The sequence below is a fragment of the Delftia sp. S65 genome (assembly GCF_016516495.1).
Taxonomy (GTDB): domain Bacteria; phylum Pseudomonadota; class Gammaproteobacteria; order Burkholderiales; family Burkholderiaceae_C; genus Comamonas; species Comamonas acidovorans.
The window spans coordinates 1-22,768 of record NZ_JACVUR010000007.1; the positions used below are offsets into that span (position 1 = coordinate 1).

At 68.9% G+C, this 22,768-nt stretch carries 18 protein-coding genes; 4 read left to right on the forward strand and 14 right to left on the reverse strand.

Features of this window, described 5'->3' with window-relative positions; all coding sequences use genetic code 11:
• Positions 1 to 75 precede the first annotated feature (75 nt).
• Positions 76 to 4,506 (reverse strand): beta strand repeat-containing protein, encoded by a 4,431-nt coding sequence (locus tag IAE24_RS08555; RefSeq protein ID WP_200016363.1) that lies wholly within the window; start codon positions 4,504 to 4,506, stop codon positions 76 to 78.
• Between the two features lie 547 nt (positions 4,507 to 5,053).
• On the opposite strand from IAE24_RS08555, the gene IAE24_RS08560 reads away from it, so the two are divergent.
• Together IAE24_RS08560 and IAE24_RS08565 are read left to right on the forward strand one after the other, a co-directional pair.
• Positions 5,054 to 6,313 carry a L,D-transpeptidase Cds6 family protein gene (locus tag IAE24_RS08560; RefSeq protein WP_325100521.1) on the forward strand — a complete coding sequence of 420 codons (1,260 nt, stop codon included), beginning with the start codon at positions 5,054 to 5,056 and terminating at the stop codon, positions 6,311 to 6,313.
• A complete protein-coding gene (locus IAE24_RS08565; protein ID WP_013803742.1) occupies positions 6,313 to 7,827 on the forward strand; it encodes a L,D-transpeptidase family protein in 1,515 nt (504 codons plus the stop codon). The genes IAE24_RS08560 and IAE24_RS08565 overlap by 1 nt, the downstream gene beginning before the upstream one ends.
• A 61-nt stretch (positions 7,828 to 7,888) precedes the next feature.
• On the opposite strand, the gene IAE24_RS08570 is transcribed toward IAE24_RS08565, so the two are convergent.
• From IAE24_RS08570 to IAE24_RS08625, 12 genes are all read right to left on the reverse strand, one after another.
• Positions 7,889 to 8,278 (reverse strand): hypothetical protein, encoded by a 390-nt coding sequence (locus IAE24_RS08570; RefSeq protein ID WP_013803741.1) that lies wholly within the window; start codon positions 8,276 to 8,278, stop codon positions 7,889 to 7,891.
• A 128-nt stretch (positions 8,279 to 8,406) separates the two neighbouring features.
• On the reverse strand, positions 8,407 to 9,483 hold the full coding sequence (locus IAE24_RS08575) for a GntR family transcriptional regulator (protein WP_199960555.1): 1,077 nt from the start codon (positions 9,481 to 9,483) through the stop codon (positions 8,407 to 8,409).
• A 64-nt stretch (positions 9,484 to 9,547) separates the two neighbouring features.
• A complete protein-coding gene (locus IAE24_RS08580; protein ID WP_097205350.1) occupies positions 9,548 to 10,738 on the reverse strand; it encodes an ABC transporter substrate-binding protein in 1,191 nt (396 codons plus the stop codon).
• A 23-nt stretch (positions 10,739 to 10,761) separates the two neighbouring features.
• Positions 10,762 to 11,856 (reverse strand): CobW family GTP-binding protein, encoded by a 1,095-nt coding sequence (locus IAE24_RS08585; RefSeq protein ID WP_199960556.1) that lies wholly within the window; start codon positions 11,854 to 11,856, stop codon positions 10,762 to 10,764.
• Positions 11,853 to 12,185, reverse strand: a complete 333-nt coding sequence (locus tag IAE24_RS08590; protein ID WP_233626188.1) for a hypothetical protein — start codon at positions 12,183 to 12,185, stop codon at positions 11,853 to 11,855. Before IAE24_RS08590 ends, IAE24_RS08585 begins: the two co-directional genes overlap by 4 nt.
• Before the next feature lie 191 nt (positions 12,186 to 12,376).
• A complete protein-coding gene (locus tag IAE24_RS08595) occupies positions 12,377 to 13,135 on the reverse strand; it encodes an SDR family NAD(P)-dependent oxidoreductase (protein WP_199960558.1) in 759 nt (252 codons plus the stop codon).
• 11 nt (positions 13,136 to 13,146) lie between these two features.
• Positions 13,147 to 13,923 carry an SDR family NAD(P)-dependent oxidoreductase gene (locus tag IAE24_RS08600; RefSeq protein ID WP_043823933.1) on the reverse strand — a complete coding sequence of 259 codons (777 nt, stop codon included), beginning with the start codon at positions 13,921 to 13,923 and terminating at the stop codon, positions 13,147 to 13,149.
• 7 nt (positions 13,924 to 13,930) lie between these two features.
• The gene (locus tag IAE24_RS08605) at positions 13,931 to 15,376 is read right to left on the reverse strand and encodes an MFS transporter (RefSeq protein WP_043823934.1); all 1,446 of its coding nucleotides are present in this window, start codon (positions 15,374 to 15,376) and stop codon (positions 13,931 to 13,933) included.
• A 28-nt stretch (positions 15,377 to 15,404) separates the two neighbouring features.
• Positions 15,405 to 16,280, reverse strand: coding sequence for a polysaccharide deacetylase family protein (locus tag IAE24_RS08610; protein WP_013803733.1), 876 nt, complete (start codon positions 16,278 to 16,280; stop codon positions 15,405 to 15,407).
• Position 16,281: 1 nt separating this feature from the next.
• Positions 16,282 to 17,715: an amidase gene (locus IAE24_RS08615; protein ID WP_199960559.1), complete on the reverse strand. Its 1,434-nt coding sequence runs from the start codon at positions 17,713 to 17,715 to the stop codon at positions 16,282 to 16,284.
• Positions 17,716 to 17,847: 132 nt separating this feature from the next.
• Complete coding sequence (locus tag IAE24_RS08620) at positions 17,848 to 18,621, reverse strand: siderophore-interacting protein (protein WP_199960560.1); 774 nt, start codon at positions 18,619 to 18,621, stop codon at positions 17,848 to 17,850.
• The gene (locus tag IAE24_RS08625; protein ID WP_199960561.1) at positions 18,614 to 19,822 is read right to left on the reverse strand and encodes an arabinose transporter; all 1,209 of its coding nucleotides are present in this window, start codon (positions 19,820 to 19,822) and stop codon (positions 18,614 to 18,616) included. The genes IAE24_RS08620 and IAE24_RS08625 overlap by 8 nt, the downstream gene beginning before the upstream one ends.
• Positions 19,823 to 19,882: 60 nt before the next feature.
• On the opposite strand from IAE24_RS08625, the gene IAE24_RS08630 reads away from it, so the two are divergent.
• Both IAE24_RS08630 and IAE24_RS08635 read left to right on the forward strand, forming a co-directional pair.
• Positions 19,883 to 20,542, forward strand: coding sequence for a TetR/AcrR family transcriptional regulator (locus IAE24_RS08630; protein ID WP_013803729.1), 660 nt, complete (start codon positions 19,883 to 19,885; stop codon positions 20,540 to 20,542).
• A 197-nt stretch (positions 20,543 to 20,739) separates the two neighbouring features.
• The gene (locus tag IAE24_RS08635; RefSeq protein WP_199960562.1) at positions 20,740 to 21,258 is read left to right on the forward strand and encodes a hypothetical protein; all 519 of its coding nucleotides are present in this window, start codon (positions 20,740 to 20,742) and stop codon (positions 21,256 to 21,258) included.
• A 24-nt stretch (positions 21,259 to 21,282) separates the two neighbouring features.
• Here the strand turns inward: IAE24_RS08635 and IAE24_RS08640 are convergent, their stop codons facing one another.
• Positions 21,283 to 22,755, reverse strand: a complete 1,473-nt coding sequence (locus tag IAE24_RS08640; RefSeq protein WP_199960563.1) for a glycosyltransferase family 39 protein — start codon at positions 22,753 to 22,755, stop codon at positions 21,283 to 21,285.
• Positions 22,756 to 22,768 lie beyond the last annotated feature (13 nt).

The following is a 22,768-nucleotide window of genomic DNA, read 5'->3' on the forward strand; positions in this document are numbered from 1 at the left end:
CATCCATCCCCTGCGCCGCCACCGTGGGGCGGCGGCGCAGGGGATGGATGCGGCGCCCGCAGGCGCCGCGGCCGCTCAGAGCAGGGTGTTGTGGTGCAGTTGCTGCGTCAGCACGCTGGCTGCTGCATCGGCCGTGCTGCTGGCATGGCTGCTGATGGAGGTGGCAATCGGATCCAGCTCGGCGACCGAGGCCGCTGCCGCGTGCGATGTGCCACCCAGCAGGCCACCGAGCAGCCCGCCGCCGGACGATCCCCCCAGCAGCCCGCCCAACAGGCCGCCGCCGCTGCTGCCGCCACCCAGCAGGCCGCTGACGATGCCGTTGTTGCCGGCCACCGTGTTGACCACGCCGCTGACGATTCCGTTGTCGCCGGCCACGGTGTTGACCACGCCGCTGACGATTCCGTTGTCGCCAGCCACGGTGTTCACCAGCCCGCTGACGACACCGTTGTCGCCGGCCACGGTATTGACCACGCCGCTGACGATGCCGTGATCACCTGCCACCGTGTTGACCAGACCGCTGACAACACCGTTGTCACCCGCCACGGTGTTGACCACGCCGCTGACGATGCCGCTGCCACCGGCCACGGTGTCGAGCACGCCGCTGACGATGCCGTTGTTGTCTGCCACCGTGTCCAGAACGCCGCTGACGACGCCGTTGTCACCGGCCACGGTGTTGAGCACCCCGCCGACGACGCCGTTGTCGCCCGTCACGGTGTTCAGCAGGCCACCGACCAGGCCCGATCCGCCAGTGAGGCCCCCAGTGAGTCCGCCCGTGAGGCCACCCAGCAGGCCGCCGTCACCGCCCAGCAGTCCGCCAACGATGCCGTTGTCGCCCACCACCGTGTCGAGCAGCCCGCCGACCAGGCCGGAACCGCCCGTCAGACCGCCAGTGAGGCCGCCCAGCAGGCCGCCGTCGCCGCCCAGCAGTCCGCCAACGATGCCGTTGTCGCCCACCACCGTGTCGAGCAGGCCGCCGACCAGGCCGGAGCCGCCCGTCAGTCCGCCCGTGAGGCCACCCAGCAGGCCGCCGTCACCGCCGACCACGCCACCCAGCAGGCCATCGCCGCCCGTCAGGCCGGCCAGCACGCCGTTGACGGTGCCGATCACCGGCTGCAGTGCCTGGCCCGGGACCTGCGTCAGGCCGTTGGCCAGGTCCGTCACCACACCCAGTGGACCGCCGTTGACCTGGGTCACGCCTTCCACCAGGCCCGTGACCACGGACAGGGCGCCGGTGCCGGGGTCGATCAGCGCATCCAGCACCTGGCCCACAGGCGCTCCGGCCGTGCCGCCGAGCAGGTCGCCAACGGTGTTTTGCACCGTGGTGACAAGGCCGTCGCCGCTGCCTGTGCCGCCGCCCGGAACCAGGCCGCCCAGCAGGCCGCCGACCAGGCCGTCTTCGCCAAGCACGCCACCCAGCAGGCCGCCGTCGCCACCCAGCAGACCGCCGACCAGACCGTCATCGCCAAGCACGCCACCCAGCAAGCCGCCGTCGCCGCCGACCACGCCGCCCAGCAGACCGCCGTCACCGCCCAGCAGACCGCCGACGAGGCCGTTGTCGCCGAGCACGCCACCCAGCAGACCGCCGACCAGGCCGTCATCGCCGAGCACGCCACCCAGCAGGCCATCGCCGCCGGTCAGGCCGGCCAGCACGCCATTGACGGTGCCGATCACCGGCTGCAGCGCCTGGCCCGGGACCTGCGTCAGGCCGTTGGCCAGGTCCGTCACCACACCCAGCGGACCACCGTTGACCTGGGTCACGCCTTCCACCAGACCTGTGACCACGGACAGTGCGCCGGTGCCGGGGTCGATCAGCGCATCCAGTACCTGGCCCACAGGCGCTCCGGCCGTGCCGCCGAGCAGGTCGCCAACGGTGTCCTGCACCGTGGTGACAAGGCCGTCGCCGCTGCCTGTGCCGCCGCCCGGAACCAGGCCGCCCAGCAGACCGCCGACGAGGCCGTCGTCGCCAAGGACGCCACCCAGCAGGCCGCCATCGCCGCCCAGCAGACCGCCAACCAGGCCGTCATCGCCAAGCACGCCACCCAGCAGGCCTCCATCGCCGCCAAGGACACCGCCCAGCAGGCCACCGTCGCCGCCCAGCAGGCCGCCAACCAGGCCATCATCGCCAAGCACGCCACACAGCAAGCCACCATCGCCGCCGATCACGCCGCCCAGCAGGCCGCCATCGCCACCCAGCAGACCGCTGACCAGCTCGCCAATGCCGCCTTCACCCAGGCCGCTGCCCAGGCCGGCAATCAGGCCGTTGAGCGTGCCGATCACCGGCTGCAGGGCCTGGCCGTCCACCTGGGTGAGGCCGTTGACCAGTTCGGTCAGCACGCCCAGGGGGCCGCCGTCCACGCTGGTCAGGCCTTCCAGCAGGCCGGTGACGACCGAGGCCGTGCCATCGGTGGGATTGGTAAGTGCATCCAGCAGTTGGCCCACAGGGGCTGCGACGGTGCCGCCGAGCAGGCCGTCCACCACGTCCTGGACCGTGGTGACCAGGCCGTCGCCGCTGCCGCCGCCCGTGCCGCCCGGGATCAGGCCGCCCAGCAGGCCGTCCACCAGCTCGCCGATGCCGCCCTCGCCCAGGCCGTTGCCCAGGCCGGCAATCAGGCCGTTGAGGGTGCCGATCACCGGCTGCAGTGCCTGGCCGTCCACCTGGGTCAGGCCGTTGACCAGTTCGGTCAGCACGCCCAGGGGGCCGCCGTCCACGCTGGTCAGGCCTTCCAGCAGGCCGGTGACGACCGAGGCCGTGCCATCGGTGGGATTGGCCAGCGCGTCCAGCAGTTGGCCCACAGGGGCTGCGACGGTGCCGCCGAGCAGGCCGTCCACCACATCCTGCACCGTGGTGACCAGGCCTTCACCCGTGCCGCCGCCCGTGCCGCCACCGGGCACCAGGCCGCCCAGCAGGCTGCCGACCAGTCCGCCCAGCCCATCTTCGCCCAGGCCGTTGCCCAGACCGGCAATCAGCTCGTTGAGCGTGCCGATCACCGGGGCCAGGCCTTCGCCGTCCACCTGGGTGAGGCCGTTGACCAGCTCGGTCAGCACGCCCAGCGGGCCGCCCTCCACATTGGTCAGGTTCTCCAGCGCGCCGGTCACGGTGGACAGCAGTCCGTCCGTGGGATTGGTCAGCGCATCGAGCAACTGGCCCACGGGTGCCGCCACGGTGCCGCCCAGCAGACCGTCCACGACGTCCTGCACGGAGGTGACCACGCCGCTGTCCGGCGTGCCGGGAGGATTGCCCGTTCCGCCGCCCACCAGGCCGCCCAGCAGTCCGCCCACGCCGGCCAGCAGGCCGCCCAGCGCACCGTCTTCGTCGAGCAGGCCGCCGAGCACGTTGTCCACTACCGTGCCGATGGAGCCGCCGGAACCCGCTTCGTCCAGGCCCTTGAGCAGCTCATTGAGCGTGCTGATCAGGGGCTCCAGGCCCTGGTTCTGGATGTTGACCAGGCCGTCCACCAGCTCGGTGAGCACGCCCAGCGGCCCGCCATTGGTGCTGGTCAGGCTCTCCAGCAGGCCTGTCACCCCGGACAGCGTGCCGCTGCCGGGATTGACCAGCGTATCGATCAGGTTGCCCACCGGGCCGGCGACCGTGCCACCGGACAGCGCACCCACCACGTCCTGCACGGAGGTGATCAGGCCGTGGCCGTCCGTGGGATCCGTCGGATTGGTGGGGTCCGTGGGATTGGTCGGGTTGGTCGGGTTCGTCGGATCCGTGGGATTGGTGGGGTTGGTCGGGTTCGTAGGATCCGTGGGATTGGTCGGATTCGTAGGATTGGTCGGATTTGTCGGGTTCGTGGGATTGGTCGGATTCGTGGGGTCCGTCGGATTGGTCGGATTGGTGGGGTTTGTCGGGTTCGTGGGGTTGGTCGGATTCGTGGGATCCGTCGGATTCGTCGGGTTGGTGGGGTCGGTCGGGAGCGGGGGCGCCGGATCGTCGTCGCTGCTGTTGGCTGCGGCGATCAGGCCCACGCCGCCCGCGCCGATCAGGCCGGCCAGCAGGAAGTCGCTGAGCACGGAGCCACCGGCTGCGGCCGCGGCGCTTTCCTTGGTGACGATCAGGCCCAGGGCGTCGCCGTCATTGGCGGGTGCCACCTGGACGTTGCCAGAGGCCAGGTCCAGCACCATGGCCCCTGCGCCGTCGCCGTCGCGCTGGGTCAGCGTGGCCTGCGTGCCGCCCTCGAAGGTGCCGACCAGGGTCTGGCCGTCCTTGCCCTGGAACAGCGCCTTGGCGCTGCCGTCGGCGGGCACGATGATCTTGTCGCCCACCTGCAGCGCGCTGCCGGGCTGGGCCATCAGGGTTTCTCCGTTGCGCACGATCTGCACGCCCGGGCTGACCTGGGACATCGTGGCGGGACCGGCGCCCCGGGGCATGAGCACCGCAGCCGCGCCGGGCTGCGTGTTCGATGTGCCCAGCTGTGCAAGCACAACGGTGGAGGGCTGCTGGTCAGCAAACTGCACGGGGCTGACGGTGGTGTTGCCAGTGGGCTGCATCGATTGGGCGGTCATTTGCTCTCTCCAGACAAGGGTTGAAACGACAAGGTCAGACGGTGGCTTGGAAGCCGTGAAATCTGTCGAGCCCTTTTGTGCAACATGCATGCCATGTGCCGGTGGCAGGTCTGGATGGCCTAGGAATCTTCCTAAGATATTGATTTGTATGGTTTTTGTTATTGATCACAATGTCTCAGCAACGGTCTGTTACGGCACACGTTACGTAACGCCGCCCGGTCCGCTCCGTTACCTCGGAGCTGGCTTTGCGCCGTGTTTCATGGCCCTTGTCTCAAGGACCCATGCAGCGGGGCAAGGTGGCTTTCGCCTATAAAATCGCTGGCTTTTGGCTGCAGGCGCATATCGGCGTGTGCAAGAAGCCCAAAAGCGAACAGGCCCGTCTTCCAACTTTCATTGCGTAGAGAGCGCCCATATGCTGATTTCGTCCAGAGTTCCGTCGCGAGTGCCGGGTCGTACCTATTTGCGGATAGCCCGACCTGTGGCCATTGCCGCCTTCAGCCTGGGGGCCGCTTTGTGCGGGGCGTTTGCCCATGCGTCGCAGGAGGCGGTGGACGAGGTCTCCCGGCTGCTGGAGCAGGGCAAGGCGCCCCAGGCCGCCAAGCAGGCCGAGGCCTACCTCAAGCAGAACCCGGCCGATGTGCAGATGCGCTTTCTGCAGGGCGTGATCGCGGCGGAGCAGCGCCAGAACGCCCAGGCCATCAAGATCTTCACGGCGCTGACCCGTGATTACCCCAGCCTGCCCGAGCCCTACAACAACCTGGCCGTGCTCTACGCAGCCGAGGGCCAGGAGCGCAAAGCCTCGGAAGTGCTGGAGCAGGCCATTCGCACCAACCCCAGCTACGCCACGGCGCATGAGAACCTGGGCGACCTGTATGCGCGCATGGCCAGCGATGCCTATGCCAAGGCCTTGCAGCTGGACGGGTCGCGCCAGGCCATCCAGCCCAAGCTGGCCCTGATCACGCAGATCTTCCCCAAGCAGGGCGGCGCCCAGGTCAAGACGGCCCAGGCCACGGCAACGGCCGCCTCGACCAAGGTGGCCGATGCCAAGGCAGCCCAGGCCCGCGAAGCCGACGCCAAGCTGGCCGAGACCCGCGCCGCCGAAGCCAAGGCCGCAGAGGCCAAGGCTGCCGAATTCAAGGCCGCTGAAGTGAAGGCCGCCGATGCCAAGGCCGCCCAGGCCAAGGCGGCGGAAGCGAAGGCTGCAGAAGCCAAGGCTGCCGAGGCCAAGGCTGCAGAGGCCAAGCTGGCCCAGGCCAAGGCGGCGGAAGCCAAGGCCGCAGAGACCAAGCTGGCCCAGGAAAAGGCCGCTCAGGCAGCACAGGACAAGGCCCGCGCGGCCGAGGAAGCCAGGCAGGCAGCGGCCAAGGCCGCTGCTCCGGCCACCGCAGCAGCCGCCACAGCCGTGGCCGCCGCCGAGCCTGCCAAGGCAGCGCCTGCCGTCGATGAGAAGAAGGCCGCACAATCGGCTGCCGCGCAGGAAGTGGAAGCCGCCGTCAAGGCCTGGTCCACCGCATGGGCCGGCCAGGACATGGACCGCTACCTGGACGCCTACAGCGACCACTTCTCCCCGGCCGATGGCAGCAGCCTGGCCAAGTGGAAGGAACAGCGCCGCCAGCGCATCGTTGGCCGCACCACCATCGTCGTCAATGTGCGCGACCTGAAGGTGACCGTGGATGGCGACAAGGCCACGGCCCAGTTCCGCCAGTACTACGCATCGGGCGCGCTCAAGACCACTACCCGCAAGACCCTGCGCATGCAGCGCGAAAAGGGACAATGGCGCATCACCCATGAAGGAACCGGCTCCTGATGCCTGAAAAAGCGCGTCCCCTGGCACTGCCACCCACCGGCCTGCTGCGCCTGCATGCGCGGGCCGCCGGGGTGGCCGTGCTGCTGGTCGCGCTGTCCGCGGTGTCCTTCAGCCCGGCAGCCCATGCCAGGCAGGCCAAGGCCAAGGCCTCCAAAACGGCAGCTGCCAAGCCTGTCTCCTCCAAGCCTGCCTCCGGCAAGGCGGGTGCAGCCAGGCTGCGCGCGGCATCGGGAAAGCCCGCACTGGCCGCCGCTGCGGTGGCCACGGCGGGCGGTGCCGCTGCCGTGGCAGCCACCCATGCCAAGGCCGCCGCCCCCGCACAGCAAAGCCAGGCGGAGGCCCGCCTGCTGGCCATCATCCGCCAGGTGGAGCAGCGGGATCTGGACGGCGCGCTGAAGGCCGCCGGCGATCTCACAGCCGAGGTTCCCAATTTCCGTGCAGCCCAGCTGGTGTATGCCGACCTGCTGCGCTTCAAGACCGGCCGTGCCGGCGAGGTGCTGGCGGGCACGCCCGTCGCCGCCTCCTCCGCTCCCGGCCATCCGGGCCAGGGCGTGCTGGTGCGGCACAACCTGTCCGTGGGCAGTGTCGCGCGGCTGGAAGGCCCGGCCAGTCCCACGCAGGCCCAGCTGCAGGATCTGCAAAACGAACTCAAGCGCCGCCTGCAGGCCGACAGCGGCGCGCCGCCCGCGGGCTCCGTTCCGGGCGAGTTCCTGATGCTGGGCGCGTCGGTGCGGCATGCGATTGCCATCGACGCCAGCAAGTCACGGCTGTACCTGTTCGCCCATGAGGCGGGCGGGCTGCGGCTGGTGGGGGATTTCTATGTCTCCGTGGGCAAGCTGGGCACGGACAAATGGCAGGAAGGCGACCAGCGCACGCCGCTGGGCATCTACTTCGTGGGCCGCCACATCCCCGGACCCCGGCTGCCGGAGTTCTATGGCAAGGGTGCGCTCACGGTCAACTTCCCCAACGACTGGGACAAGGCCGTGGGCCGCTCGGGCAGCGGCATCTGGCTGCATGGCTCGCCGCCCGACCAGTTCTCGCGCGCGCCCGAGGCCAGCGATGGCTGCCTGGTGCTGGCCAACCCCGACCTCACCTTGCTCATGCAGACCGTGGACCGGCAGACGCCGGTGCTGATCCGCGAGAAGCTGCAGTGGGTGGCCCCCAAGGCCCAGGCCCAGCAGAAGGCGGCAGATGCCTTTGTGCGTGTCGTCGAGGAATGGAAGAGCGCCTGGGACGGGGCCGACCCGCGCAAGCTGGCCGCGCTCTACGCGCCGGACCTGCTGCAGTCGCCCGCCTCGCGCGCATCGCAGGAACGGCTGGCCGCCTACCTGAACCGCCCCGGCGTGACGCTGCAGGACCTGTCCATCTATTCCTGGAAAGATGCCAAGGGAGAGATCCGCGTGGTCAACCTGCGCGCCAGCAGCAAGGCCTTCGCCGAAGGCCTGCCGCTGCGCCAGTACTGGCGCAAGACGGGCGGGCGCTGGCAGCTCTTTTCCGAAGACGTGATGGGCTGAACCGGGCCGAGTCCGGTTGCGCCCGATAGCGTCCGATAGCGCCAGGCGGGGCCCGGCCGGCTCAGGTGGTCTCGTTCTTGCGGTTGCTGTCGAACCGGCGCTCCGCATCGAACAGATGCTGTATCAGCACATGCGAGGTCATGTTCACGCCGATCCCGCCAATCATGGCCGGCAGCAGGTACAGCGCCGTGGACAGCTCCGAGACGAAGATGGCGTTGTCCGACAGCGATGGCGTCTGCCGGGCCGCTGATGCCAGGCTTTGCAGCAGGTAGACATCCACCCCCGCCATGGCCACCAGGGCCAGCCCGAACAGCAGCACCGTGGTGCGCGAGATGCTGCGCTTGGCCAGCAGGGCCGCGTAGATGGCGCAGGGAAGAACGACCGAGAAAACCACCAGGCTCCAGAATCTGGCTTCGGTGAAGACGGTGGTGCTGATGCGCAGGGCGTTCATCGGTGCGGTCCTTTGGGCGCCCAATATGCCGTGCTTGCGTAAACGCCCGGTGAACGGCAGGCAAACCAGCGGTTCCACATGCAACCAGCCGCGCCGGGCAGCGGCAGCCGACTGCAGCAATCACAAGATCAGGTCTGCCGCACCAGGTAGGCGGGCAGCTGCGTCTCAGGCAGCACGGCCAGCACCTTGAGCTGCAGCTGGGCGCGCTTGCGCGCCTGGGCCAGATAGTCCTGCAGCGCCTGTGCGGCCCGCTCGTACTCCCCCTCCCACAAGGCATCGACGATCTGCCGGCAGTTCTCGGTCAGCGGCGGGTTGGGCGATTGCGGAAACATGCGGCAGAAGGTGCTGTGGATCAGCCAGGGCATCTGGCACTGCTGCAGCATGCCCACCAGCTTGTCGTTGGGGTGCCGGGCCAGGAAGTCGCCATGCAGGTGCTGCTCGACTCGTTGTTCCAGGCGCTGTTCCAGGCGCAATGGTTCCTGCGTGTCCGGAACACCTGGCGCCGTCGCGCCTTGCAGACCTTGGCGCAGGCTGGCGAGCATGTCCCTGTCCAGGCGCGGCCCGCTTTCGCGCAGCGCTGCGGGCGCCAGCAAGGCGAGCAGCTCGAAGTCCTGATTCACCGCGCGTGCCGTCAGCGCGGCCACACGCCAGGCGGCATAGGTGCTTTTCTCCACCAGCCCTCTATCTACCAGCCGGCTCAGCACCTCGCGCAGGGCCACGCGGTTGACGTTGAAGTGGTCCATGGCGGCGCTCTCATCGATCTGAAAGCGCCCGAAGATCATGGCGATGGAGATGGACTGCTCCAGCTCGTCGTGGATGCGCTCGCTCTCCGATGGAATGTGGATCGTGGCCTGGCCCGCCTCCAGGCCCAGGGCCTGCGCGTCCAGCGTCAGGCGCTGGGGCTGCACGGCCTGCCCGGGCCGGGCGACCAGGTAGCCGCGTCCGTCGAAGGTGCTCAGCAGCCCTTCGGCATGCAGCAGCTCGAAGGCCTTGCGCACGGGAATGCGGCTGGTGCCGAAGACCTTGGCCACGGGCCCCTCCAGCAGCACCAGGCCGGGCGCCACCCGCTGCTCGACGATGGCCTGGCGCAGGCGCTGGCGTATCAGTTCATAGCGCAGCCGGCGCTCGGAATCGCCAGATTCGCCGCTCTCGCCGGTCTCTTCGTCCCGCGCAGTCTGCGTGGATGCTTGTATGGCTCTTCTCATTCCTGCTTCATCTGCGTGTGCGTGTGCGTGTGCCGCCGCCAGCGGGGGCCGTCATCGGGCAGGACTATACGGCGCGCGCACGGCGCAGCAGCGTGGCCCACTGGCGCACCAGGTAGTTGTGCTCGTCCATGACGGTGTTCCAGACGGCGATGCGGCCCAGGCGCTGCTCGTAGGAGCCGCCGTCGCGCACGCTGCCGCGCGGGATCACGAGCTGGCCGTCGGTGCCCTGCAGGTCTTCGGCGGCGGGCAGGCCGGCGTACCAGTAGTCCCATTCGCTGGCGCTCAGGTGCTCGCGCGTGCGCAGCGGGTTGGAGATGTAGTAGCCCTGCCGCGCCATCGCGGCACCGGGCCAGCCGGATTGCCACCAGTTCAGGTAGCGGTAGGCGGCGTCCAGCGTGTCGCCCCTGGCCTGGCTGGAGATGCCCAGGCCGCCGTACCAGGCGCGGTAGCCTTCGCGCGGACAGGCCAGCCGGTAGTCCAGTCCCGCCGCGCGGTAGTGGCCCATGGCCGGCGACCAGTGGCTCTGGATGGCAACGCCTGCATCGATCATCAGCCGTGCCGCATCGGCGTAGTTGCCCCAGAAGCCCCGGAACTGCTCGGACTCCTGCCGCTGCAGCAGCACGGCCATCATCCGGTCGATTTCCTCCAGCCCCAGGTTGCTGATGTCGCCGAAACGCATGTCGCCGCTGGCCTGCAGGGCAAGGGCCGCGTCCAGCGCGCCGATGGCGGCATCGGCCTGCAGCGCAGCGCGCCCTCGGCAGGCGGGGGAGACCAGCCAGGACCAGCTTTCCTCGGCCTGGTCGAACAGCGCGGGCAGGGCGGCGGGCAGGTAGACAAAGCTGTCGACGTTGTGCGTGAGCGGCAGCATGGAGATATGCGCGCTGGGCACATCGCTGACGCTGCCATCGGCCTGCACATACAGGCGCGTGACAGGATTGCAGCCCGCGCCAAAGGCCGCCTGCGGCGTGATGCGGCCGGTGCGGGGCAGGGCGTTGACCTCGTCCCAACAGGTCAGGCGCGCCGTGTCGATGGGCTGCAGGGTGCCGGTGGGCCACAGGAAATCCACGCTGTGGAACCACTGGTCGTACAGGTCGAAGCTGTCCTGGCGCATCACGGCCTGGCGCTGGGCGTCGAAGCCGTCCAGCACCTCGAAATGGATTCGTATGCCCAGGTCCTGCTGCGCACGCTGGCGCAGGGCTTCGGTCAGCGTCACCGAGGTGCCGAGGACACGCAGTTCGGGATCGTTCTTGCGCATGTTGCGGTCCTTGCCGTGGAGTTTCACGCAGTGTGGGGTGAGGGGCTTGCCGGGGTCTGGCTGCCATTGTCCTGCGAGTGGAGGCGGTAGAACGATTGGAACGATTGCCAGGAGGCCCTGACCTGCTGCTCATCGAGCCCGGCCGTGATGAAGACCAGGCGAGAGCGCCTGTCCTCGCCCGGCCACTCGGGCAAGTGCTCGGGGGCGTGCATGAGATGGCCCATGCCGTGCAGCGCCGTGGGCTGCCCCTGCGGCCAGCCATCCGCGGCCACGGCCACCAGTCCCTTCAGGCGCAGCAGCCGGTCGCCATGGCGGTGCAGCAGCATGGTCAGCCACAGGGTGAGCACGCACCAGTCCACCGGGCTGTCGAGTTCCAGGCAGAACGCCTGGGCGCCTGCGTGCAGACCCTGGCCCTGGCGCTGGCCCGTGCGGCTGCGCGGCGTGCCGGCAATGGCGCGTGCCAGCCAATCGGTTTGCAGAGCATGGGATTCCTGCATCTGCCAGGCAGGCGGTACCGCTGCGCCAGGGCCGCAGGTGACGATGCTGGCCAGGGGATTGATCTGCGCCAGTTGCGCGCGCTGTGCCTCGGCCTGCTGTGGCGTGGCCAGGTCGGTCTTGCTCAGGTACAGCCGGTCGGCCGCCGCGACCTGAGCCAGCCATTCGGGGCGCCGGGACTGTTGCCACGGGGCATGCAGCGCATCGACCACGGTGGAGATGAAGGCCGGCCTGAAGATCTGGCGCAGCTGCGCATCGCCGATCAGGGTGGCGATCACGGGGCCGGGCGCTGCCAGCCCCGTGGTCTCCACCAGCACCCTTTGAAAAGGCGGCAGCTCGCCGCGCAGGCGGCGCTGGTACAGGCGCCACAAAGCGTCCTTGAGTTCGCCGCGTATGGCGCAGCAGACGCAGCCGTTGTCCAGCAGCACCGTGTCGGCGTCTATGCGGCCCACCAGCAGATGGTCCAGCCCCACGGCACCGAATTCGTTGATGAGCACCGCAGTCTCGCCCGCGGGCGAGTCCTGCAGCCACTGCCTGAGCAGCGTGGTCTTGCCGCTGCCCAGAAATCCCGTGAGCACGCCCACGGGCAGCCGCTCGCCGTGGTGGTCCGTCAGGCCGCTCATGGCGCCTGCTCCCTGTGTTCCTGCGCTGGTGCCCGCCCTTGTGCACGCACTTGTGCCTGCGCCGGCTGCCACGGCATGGCCAGCGGATCCAGGGCTCGGCCCAGCATCTGCTCGGCGGCGGGCCACAGCGCGCCGAAATCGGCAATCAGCACGCTGGCCCCCGTGGGGCCGGCCAGTACATAGGACTGGCCATGGAAATCGCTGAGCCGCAGCCGCCACAGCGCCAGCAGCCGGTTGGCGCGCGCAATCTGAATCAGCCGCTGGCGGCGCCCGGCCGATCCGGCCGGCGCCTGGCTCCAGTGGCCGGAGGCCTGCAGCAAACCGCACATTCCACACATGACAGAAACCCTTTCGGTTGCGAATGGAGCCGCCTGCGAAACTGGCGCAGCCAAAGAGCAGAGACACCGAGGAAGGGCCTATGCCGGCCGCGCCGCCCCGCACCGAGGGTGTCGCCGGCTGCCCGTACGCCCCCCTCCGAAGAGAGGGGGAAGGCGCGAAGCGACTCAGGGGGTGCTTCTTTTCACGGCATGACATCGCCGGAGTTGGGCCCCAGCGTCTGTCCCACATACAGATTGCCACCGGGATCGGAGGCCAGCAGCACGGCCGTGGGCGCCACCTCGTCGGCGCGGCCGAAGCGGCCCAGCGGCAGGCTGGCCTCCTTGGCGCGCTTCCAGTCCGCGCTGATGCCATCGACCAGCGGCGTGGCGATGGGGCCGGGGGCAATGGCGTTGACCAGGACGTTGTCGGGTGCCACTTCCAGCGCCAGCGACTTGGTGAAGCCGATCACGCCGGCCTTGGCCGCCGCATAGTGGCTCAGCTCCACGCCGCCCTTGATGCCCAGCTGCGAGGCGATGTTGATGATGCGGCCCCAGCGCTGGGCCTGCATGTGCGGCACCGCGCGCCGCGCGCACAGGAAGACGCTGCGCAGGTCCACGCGCAGCATCTCGTCCCACATCGCGGTGGACATGTCGGCGCAGCGCGACTGGGTGAGCATGCCGGCGTTGTTCACCAGGATGTCGATGCCGCCGAAGGCCTGCACGCAGCGGTCGATGATGCGGTGGGCCGTGGACTCGTCGCCCACGTCGCCGATGACGGTCTCGGCCTGCGCGCCCAGCGCGCGGCAGCGCTGTGCCACGCTGTCGGTGCGGGCGGCATCGATGTCGGCCAGCACCAGCTGCGCGCCGGCCTGCGCATAGGCCAGGGCGATGGCCTCGCCGATGCCGCTGCCGGCGCCTGTCACGACGGCGCGGCGGCCGTCCAGGGGCTTGGAGGTGTTCATGTCGGATGTCCTCAACTGGGCCAGCGCACGGTCAGGCCGCCGTCGGCAATGATGGATTGGCCGGTGATGTAGGAGGCCTCGTCGCTGGTCAGGAAGCGGATTAGGGCGGCGATTTCGCGGGCCTGCCCCACGCGTCCCAGCGGGATGCCCCTGGCCGCCAGCGCCAAGCCATCCGGCCCCAGCGAGTTGACCGGGTCCAGCGATTGCGGCGTCTCGATCAGGCCCGGAATCACGGCATTGCAGCGTATGCCGCGCGGTGCCAGCTCCATGGCCACGGCGCGGCACAGCCCGGGCACGCCTGCCTTGGCGGCTGCATAGTGGGCATGCTGCTCCCAGCCGTAGACGCCGCCTGCAATGGAGGAGACGGCCACCATGGCCCCGCCTGCAGCCATGTGGCGCGCACTGGCCCGGAAAGTGCGCATCACGCCGCCCAGGTCGATGTTGATGACCTCCAGCCACTGCGCATCGCTCATCTCGACCAGGGCCGCCTGGCGCAGCAAACCCGCATTGGCGACGGCGAAGTCCAGCCGGCCGAAGCGGCCCACGGCGACCCGGGCCAGGTGCTCGACCTGTTCGGCATCGCCCACATCGACCGCCTCCATGACGCACCGCCCGCCCGCGCGTTCGACGAGTTCCAGGGTCTGGCCGGGATCGTGCGGATCCCGGGGGTAGTAGCTGCCGGCCACGGCAATGCCTGCCTGCGCATAGGCCACGGCCAGCGCCTGGCCGATGCCGCTGGCGGCGCCCGTGACGAGGGCCACCTTGTTGCTGGGGGTGTCCGGGTTCATGTCGGCCTCACTTCACGGTCTCGGGATCGACATGGGGCGCCAGAAACATCAGCAGGCCCGAGGCCGCGCAGGGAATGGCGCCCCAGTACAGCGCCGCCTGCACCCAGTCCGAGCCTTGCGACAGCGTCCAGGTCACGCCAAAGCCTGCCGCGATGGCGCCCACCTGGCCCATGGCGTTGACGAAGGAGCTGGCCGTGGCACGGATGTGGCTGGGAAAGCTCTCGCCGATCAGGAACAGGGCGGCGGCATAGGGGCCGATCAGGAAGAACAGCCCCAGCGAGTACAGCGGCACGATGCGCCAGAAGTCGCCCGAGGGCGCGTTCAGCATGAGCGCGAAGGCCAGGCCACCCAGCATCCAGCCGATGGCCACGGCGTTGCGCCGGCCTATGCGGTCACCGAGCCAGCCATGGAAGACATAGCCCAGAAAGCCCGCGAGATTGGAGATGATGAGCACCTGCAGCGCGCTGGAGAAATCCACGCCCTTGCCCGGCGTGCCACCGGCGCCGCCCAGCACCGAGGTGCCCAGTACCGCGAAGATCACGATGGCGAACCAGTTCAGGAAAAAGCCCAGGGCCAGCGACAGCGTGGGCCGCAGCGAGGCACCGCGGAACATGGCCGACAGGCCGGTGTGCTGCTCCTGCTGTGGGCTGGCGCCATGCTCCTGCGCCAGGCGCATGGCCTCTGCCTCGCGCCCGGCGCGGCGCAGATCGGCCACGCGCCGCGCGGTCAGGAACTGGGGCGTTTCCACCAGCCGGCGGCCCAGCACGGCGATCACCAGGGCCGGGAACATGGCGAACACGAAGGACAGCGCCCAGCCGCCGCCCTGGCCGAACCAGCGCTCGCCCAGCGGATACAGCAGGGCCACCAGCACGGCGGTGAGCACGGCGCCCACGGGCCAGCCGCCCTGCACCAGCGAGTAGATGAAGCCACGCCGGCGCAGCGAGGCCGGGTCGGTATAGACCAGGGAGAACAGCTCGCTCAGGTAGGTGGCGTTGATGCTTTGCTCGGCATAGCCCAGGCCCGCCAGCGAGCGCACCACGATCAGCAGCACGAAGCCCAGGCCCGCCGACAGCCCGATCACCCAGCCGGCCAGCGCCGTCAGGCCCGAGCACAGCGCGGCGCCCGCCACGGCGATGATGATGCCCTTGCGTCGCCCCAGCCGGTCGGCAATGGGGCCGATGCCGAAGGCCACGATCACCGTGCCCAGCGTCACCCAGGTGTTCAGGCGCGCCTGCTGCTCGGCGCTCCACTGGAAGTGCTCGCCCAGTTGCGGCAGCAGGGTGCCGAAGAGGATGAAGTCGTAGACGGCAAAGACCCAGGCGAAAAAGCAGACCCAGGTGGCGTAGCTGACCTGCCTGCGCGTCACGGTGGGCGCGGTCCAGGGGGCATCGATGCCGGCCGGGGCCGGATGGCCGGCGCCTGGGGCGTCGGAGGCAATGGCGGAGGTATTCATGGTGTCCTCGCTGAGGTGGGATGCGGCATCAACGCGGCTGGCGGCGCAGGAAGTCGTCGGCGATCTGGTCGCAAGTCATGAAGCGCACGCCCTCATGCGACTGGAAATGCTCGATCAGGCGCTCCAGCATCAGCAGCACCTGGGGGCGGCCGGAGACATCGGGGTGGATGGTGATGGGGAAGACCGCGTAGTCGTGCTCGCGGTAGACCCAGTCGAACTGGTCGCGCCACATCTGCTCTATGTCGCGCGGATTGACGAAGCCGTGGCTGTTGGGCGACTTCTTGATGAACATCATGGGCGGCAGGTCGTCCAGATACCAGTTGGCGGGGATCTCGACCAGCCGTGTCTCCTTGCCGCGCACCAAGGGCTTCATCCAGGTGTCGGGATGCTTGCTGTAGTCGATGCGCGTCCACTGGTCGCCCACGCGCACGTAGTACGGGTGGAAGTCGTTGTGCATCAGGCTGTGGTCGTACTTGATGCCTTTCTTGAGCAGCAGCTCGTTGGTGACCGGGCTGAATTCCCACCACGGAGCGACGTAGCCCGTGGGCGCGCGGCCGGCCAGCCGCGTGATGACTTCGATGCTGCGGTCCAGCACGGCCTCTTCCTGCTCGGGCGTCATGGCAATCGGGTTCTCATGGCTGTAGCCGTGGATGCCGATTTCGTGGCCCGCGTCCACCACGGCCTTCATCTGCTCGGGAAAGGTCTCGGCAGAGTGGCCTGGAATGAACCAGGTGGTCTTCAGGCCGTATTTGTGGAACAGCTTGAGCAGCCGCAGCGAGCCGACCTCGCCCGCGAACATGCCGCGCGAGATGTCGTCGGGCGAGTCTTCCCCGCCATACGAACCGAGCCAGCCGCCGACGGCATCGACGTCCACGCCAAACGTGATCTGGATTTCCTTGCTCATGTCATGCACTCCTATCAATGGGAACGGTGGAGGGGGAAAGAACCTGTTCGACGCTCAGCGCAATGCACAGCAGCCGGTCGTCATCGCCCTGGGGGCGCATGAGCTGCAGGCCCGTGGGCAGAAACGCAGGCCTGCCGTCCAGGCCGGGAATGCGCTGCACGCCGCTGGGCAGGGCCACGGCCGGCGTGTCCAGGTAGCTGCCGGGCATGGTCAGCCGCAGCGTGGCGAGGTTGGTTTCGGCAAACAGCCTGTCGTCGTCCAGCAGCGGCAGCAGCAGGGGTGCGGTGTGGCCCGTGGTGGGCAGCACCAGGGTGGCATCGCCCAGCTCCTGCGCGAACAAGGCCATCAGTGGTGCGCGCTGGGCGATCAATGTCCGGTAGCTGTCAGGACTCAGATGCCTGGCCGCCTCCAGGCGCTGGCGCACGCGCGGGTCCATGCGTGCGGCCTGATCGGCATCGTCCAGGCGTGCGCGGTGGGTGGCAAAGGCTTCATGGGCGCCCAGCCAGCCATGGCGCCGGGTCAGCGTCCGTACGGCGCGCAGGCTGCGCAGCGTGCGGCGCTCCACGCGGGCACCCCGGGTCTCCAGCAAGGCCAGGGAGGACAGGAGGTTGTTGCGCACGGGAGCTTGCACGCGGTCGTCATCCAGCAGGCTGAGGTCCGTGCAGAACACTTGATTGCGCAGGTCCGCGGCGGGGGATGCGTTGGCATGGCCGTCGTCGGTCAGCCCGCGCAGCACGCGGTCCAGCGCCATGCAGTCGGCCACGCTCAGGGCCAGCGGCCCCAGGGTGTCCAGGGACGGCGCCAGCGCAAACACGCCCTGCAGGCAATAGCGCCCCCTGCTGGCGCGATAGCCCACCAGCCCGTTGAAGGCGGCGGGAATGCGCACGGACCCCGCCGTGTCCGTGCCCATGGCCAGCGGCCCGCACCCCAGGGCCACGGCCAGCGCAGCGCCGCTGGACGAGCCTCCGGGCGCTCGGTCGTGGCCTCCCTCATGTGCAAACACCGGCGTGCCGAAGCAGGGATTGAGCCCCAGGCCCGAGTAGGCGAACTCACTGAGATTGGTCTTGCCCAGGCAGACCATGCCGGCCGCTGCGGCACGCGCCACCACGGTGGCGTCGGCCCGGGCTGGCGCGGCCGACTGCAGCAGGGCCGAGGCTGCCGTGGTCGGCGTGCCGCGCACGTCGAACAAGTCCTTCCAGCTGATGGGGATGCCGTCCAGCGGCCCCAGCGGCCGGCCCGCGCGCCAGCGCTCGGTGGACTGCCGGGCCTCTTCGAGCGCGCGGTCCGCCGTGATGCGCGTGAACACGGATTGGCTTGCGCAGGCAACCCGCAGGCAGTGCTCGGTGGCTTGCATGGGCGTCAGCGTGCCGGCTGCATACGCCGCATGCAGTTCGGATGCCGAGGGAGGCGCCGTCTGGCAGCCATTGGTTTTCATTGAATTTGAATGTTGATGTCAAAGTTCATTTTTTGATTCTAGTGAGCGCCTGCATCCCGTGTCCGGGTGGTTACCCGGGGGATGTGGCGCTGTTGATGGGGGGAGAAAGCTGCTTGCGCGGCCCTAGCGGCGCTAGCGATCCTTGTGGTCCGCCTCGCCGGATTTCCAGTAGCCCTTGGTGCTCAGCTGGGTGCGGGCGATGCCACGGTCCAGGAAGTGCATCTTCAACGTCCGCATGGCGCCGGACTCGCCGGCCATCCACAGATAGCCGGTGCCCAGCGGCAGCGGCCGGTACATGAGCCGCTGGCACAGCCTCTGTCCGGGCTGGCCTGGCGCAGCGGTGATCCACTCGGTGCGCCAGTTGGCGGCGCTGTCCATGGGTTGGCATTCGCCGTCGTCGACGATTTCCACATAGGCCTTGACCCGGGCGGAGGCCGGCAGACTCGCGGCGATGGACTGCATGGCCGGCAAGGCCGAGGCATCGCCTGCCAGCATCATCCAATCGGTGTCGGCTGGTGGAGCGAAGCCGCCACTGCGTGGGCCGGCAATGGCCACCTGCTCGCCCACGCGGGCCTGGGCAGCCCAGCGGGAGGCGGGGCCGTCGCCGCCAGCGGAGGTGTTGTTCTGATGGTTGGCATTGAACGCATCGCCATGCAGCACCAGGTCAATGTCCAGCGTGCCGGCCTGGCGGTCCACGCTGCGCAGCGTATAGGCCCGGCCTTCGCCGGACGGCAGGAACAGCTTGACCCAGGCAGCGGGCGCATCCGCTGCGGGCGCTCGCGAGAAGGCGGCAATCTGCTCGCCGCCCAGCGTGATGCGGCGCATGCGCGGGGTGATGGACTGCACGTTCACCACGGTGCCCAGGGCGCGCTGCGTGCCGGCGGGGGTGTGAAGCGGCTCAGCCATGGGAGGCTCCCCGGGCTGCGTTCACGCGCAGCAGCAGGGCCACGGCAATGGACAGCGCCACGCTCACGGCGGCGGCGAAATACACGTCTCCGACGCCCGTGACACTGGCCAGCAGCCCGGCGGCGGGAGCCGTCAGTCCCATGGACAGGTCGAAGAAGGCCACATAGGCGCCCATGGCCGCACCGCGCGCCTGGGGTGGCGCACGGCGGACGGCTTCCACGCCGAAGGCCGGGAAGGCCAGCGAATAGCCGAAGCCGGTGAGTGCGGCTCCCGCATAGGCCCAGGCCGCATCGCCGCCGCCCCAGATCAGCAGCAGGCCCGCCGCCTCCAGCGGAATGCTGGCCAGCGCCACCCGCACGCCGCCCAGCCTGTCAGGCAGATGGCCGAAGAACAAACGCGCCCCGATGAAGGCCAGGCCGAAGGCCGTGAAGGCCAGCGAGGCCGCGCCCCACCCGCGCGACGCGAACAGCAGCGCCGCAAAAGTGGTGATCACGCCAAAGCCCGCGCTGGACAGGGCCAGCCCCAGGCCGGGCAGCCACACCGTGCCCAGCACCTTGTAGAACGGTGTGCGGCGCTGGGCCGCAGCCGGCGTGGCGCGCAGGCCCCAGACCATGGCCAGGGCGGCCAGCGGCAGCACGATGGTGGCCACGGCAATGCCCGAGAAGCCCCAGACGGCCTGCACTGCCACGCCGGCCGGCGCGCCCGCCGCATAGGCGCCGTACATGGCAATGCCCACCCAGGCCATCACCTTGCCGGCATGTTGCGGGCCGATCATTCCCATCCCCCAGCTCAGGGCGCCTGTGATGATCAGGCTCTCGGCGCAGCCCAGCAGCACGCGGCCGGCGGCCAGCACCCAGACTGCGGCCTGTCCGCCCTCGAAGGCGCGGGACATCAGGTAGGCCACGCCCGAAGCGGCGGCCAGCAACATACCCAGCACCACGGCACGCCTGGCGCCGCGCGTGTCGGCCAGAGAGCCGGCCCAGGCCCGCGACAGCAGGGCCGCCGCGAACTGGCAGCCCATCACCGTGCCCACGCCCAGCGTGCCCAGTCCCAGGGTCTGGCTCAGGTGCAGGGGCAGCACGGGCATGGGCATGCCCAGGCAGAGAAAGCTGACGAAGACCGCCAGCGTCAGCGGCAGCAGCCGCGCAAATGCGTTCACCGGCGGCGACGCGGCCGCGGATGGCGAAATTCCGGAAGACATGTGCATTCCCTTTCAAATACGAGTAAAAACTCAGGTCACATGTCCAGGAGAATATGAGCCATGGCTCGCATTGAAAACTCGCATTCGCAGGCGGCGCAGCGGCAGCCGCCCCAGCCCCGCAAGCAGCCACGGCAGGCGCGTTCCCTTGCCACGGTCGAGGCCATTCTGGAGGCCGCGGCTCGCGTTCTTGCAGAACGCGGCTACGCCGCCACCAACACCAATCTGGTGGCCGAGCGCGCAGGTGTGAGCGTGGGTTCGCTCTACCAGTACTTTCCCAACAAGGACTCGCTGATCACGGCCTTGCACGAGCGCCACGCCGCGCAGATGTACGCGGCCATTGCCGCCGTGCTTGCGGCAGAGCGGCCGCAGGGCCTGCAAGGCCATGTGCAGGCCATGGTCCGCGCGCTGCTGGCGGCGCACCGGGTCGAGCCCGATCTGCACCGGGTGCTGGAAAAGGAGTTCCCCTTCTTCGACGCGCCGCGCGAGCAAAGCGCGGCGGACGGCGGCATCTTCCGCCAGGTGCGCCAGCTCCTGGAGCTGCACCGCAGTCAGCTCGCCCACCGCGATCTGGACCTGGCCACCTGGATGCTGCTGCAGACCATGGAGTCCCTGGTGCATGCCGCCGTCATCGATCCGCCGGCCATGTTCACCCCCCAGGCCCTGGAGGATGGCATCGTGCAGGTGCTGATGGGGTATCTGCGAGCGCCTGCCCTGGGTTGAGGATGCGAAGCGCGATTTGGTCGCCAGGTCCTCAGGGCGCGAAAGCCTCTTCAGCCCCGAAGGCAGGCTGCCCGCAAATATGACCCGGATTCTGCTGTCTTCCTCCGGCGCAAGAAAAAGCACGGAGCCAATGAGCCAGATATCGCCATCTGCTCAGAAAATCCCCAAGCCCTGATCTGAAAACACACTGCACGCCCATGCCCAAAAAGTCCTACAGCGAGTACCTGCTCGAACAGCATCCCGAGCTGCACGGGCTGTTCCCTTATTACGAATCGCTTGGTATGGCCGAGCCCGTGCTATGGGCTCTGAGCGAAAGCCGCGGAGAGCCCACCGTGGCAATGGCGGCACTGGTTCACGGGTTGTGCAGCGAGGTGGCGGCTGCCAGCGACAGCCGCTGGCTGGAGCAGTTGCACCAAGGAGATCTGAACGTCAACGAAGGCCCGTTGCTCAGCGATGCGCAGCAGGCGCTGGGCCGCCTGCGCGCGTTGGGCATTGCCGACGACTTGCTGATGCCCCTGGTGCGCGCGGCACAGGCGCAGGCGGTCAACAACATCGCAGCCATGATCGACATGGGACCGCAGATCTCCTGTCTGCCTTTGCCGCAAGGCAGGCAAGCGCACTGGCAGTTGTTCGATGTGGACGTCGAAGACGGCGAAACCCCGGGCAAGGGTTTGAGCGGCTTTGCCATCGATGTGCGGCACGTGCTGGTTCGCTAGTGCCCGGCCCAGCCATCACCCTGTTCAGCTTTCGACGCAGCTGCCCGCATCCTCCTCCGGCGGGCTGACACGCCAGTAAAGGGATGGAAATCCTTCTCCCACCGGCTGATGGCCGGGCGGCTGCGATGCCGCCAGCTGCAGATGCAGCACCCCGCAGGCATCCACCATGTGCTGGGAAATCCAGGGGCTGATGTCCATGCGGCCATCGATCAGCACCAGGGGCTTTTCGCGCAGCTTCAGGGCCAGGGCCTTGGCCTCGGCCGTGGGGCCTGCGATCACGCGGATATCGCCGCCCAGCGCTTCGCGCGCGGGTTCGGCAAGCGCCTGGCTCAAGGCCTTTGAATCGAAGTTTCTCCAGTGCCGGCTGTTAAGCCGCAGTTCACTGCGCGCCGAGGTCATCTGGGCCACGAGCAGCAAGGCCAGTTGAAGCGCCACGAAGCACTTGATGGCGGTGGTGATCGATATGCGCGACGGCTGCAGCCTGGCACCGGCCAGCTCCATGGCGACGGGAACGGCCAGCAGCAGAAAGGGCGTGCCCCAGTGCAGCTGCAGCGACGAGCCCGCAAAGATGCCGATGGCGCAGGTCAGCACGATGGGCGTGAGGCCAAAGCACAGGATCAGCGCGCGCGATGCATCGGCTGTCCCGGGACGCTGCGGTGTGTCCTGCGGCGCAAGGCGGCTGCGGCGGTGCAGGGCCATCACCAGTCCCAGCAGCACCCAGGCGAGCAGCGCGCGGTTCAGCAACTGGTCTGCCAGCCAGTGCACGGTGTTGAGCAGCCTGGCGCCGCCGCCCAGGCTGGCGCCCAGCGAGGATTCGGTGGCATAGCGGATGGGGCCGAAGTCGTTCAGGAAAAGCCAGTACAGGTGCGGCGAGATGATGGCCAGCGAGATGGCTGCCGCCAGCACCAGGCCGATCATGTGGACCCGCTCGCGCCAGGCGCCTGACGCCAGCCAGAACAGGAATACCGCCACGGCGGCCAGGATCATCTGGTACTTGGCCAGTGCGCCCAGCCCCAGGCAGCAGCCCAGGGCGGCCCACCAGCGCAGCTGCCTGCTGCCCACCGCACGCCACACCAGCAGGGCGCTGGCCGCGAAGAAAGGCATCAGCACGACTTCATGGTTGAAGAAGTGCATCCGCTCGTTGTAGTAGGTGATGCACATGGCCGCCAACAGGGCCAGCGTGGCGTAGCGGCTGCCGCGCAAGTCATTCAGCAGTTTCCAGAAAAGGAACAGGCCCGCCAGCGTGAAAAGCGCGCCGGTGGCGTAGCTGGTGCGCGCAGACAGGCCGAACAAATGGACCGGCACCGAAAGCAGCCAGGTCGGCAGGGGCGGGTGTTTGTAGTAGCCCCACTCCAGGCTGTGCACCCAGGTCAGCTGTTCGAGGTTGTCCTTGGGTGCCGTGAGGCTGGAGCTGTCGATCTGCAGCAGCCAGACCACCGAAAAGAGAAAGAGGCCGATGAGGACCTTGATGTCCAGGGAAAGCGACGGTGCGGGCATGGCCAGCGGAGCG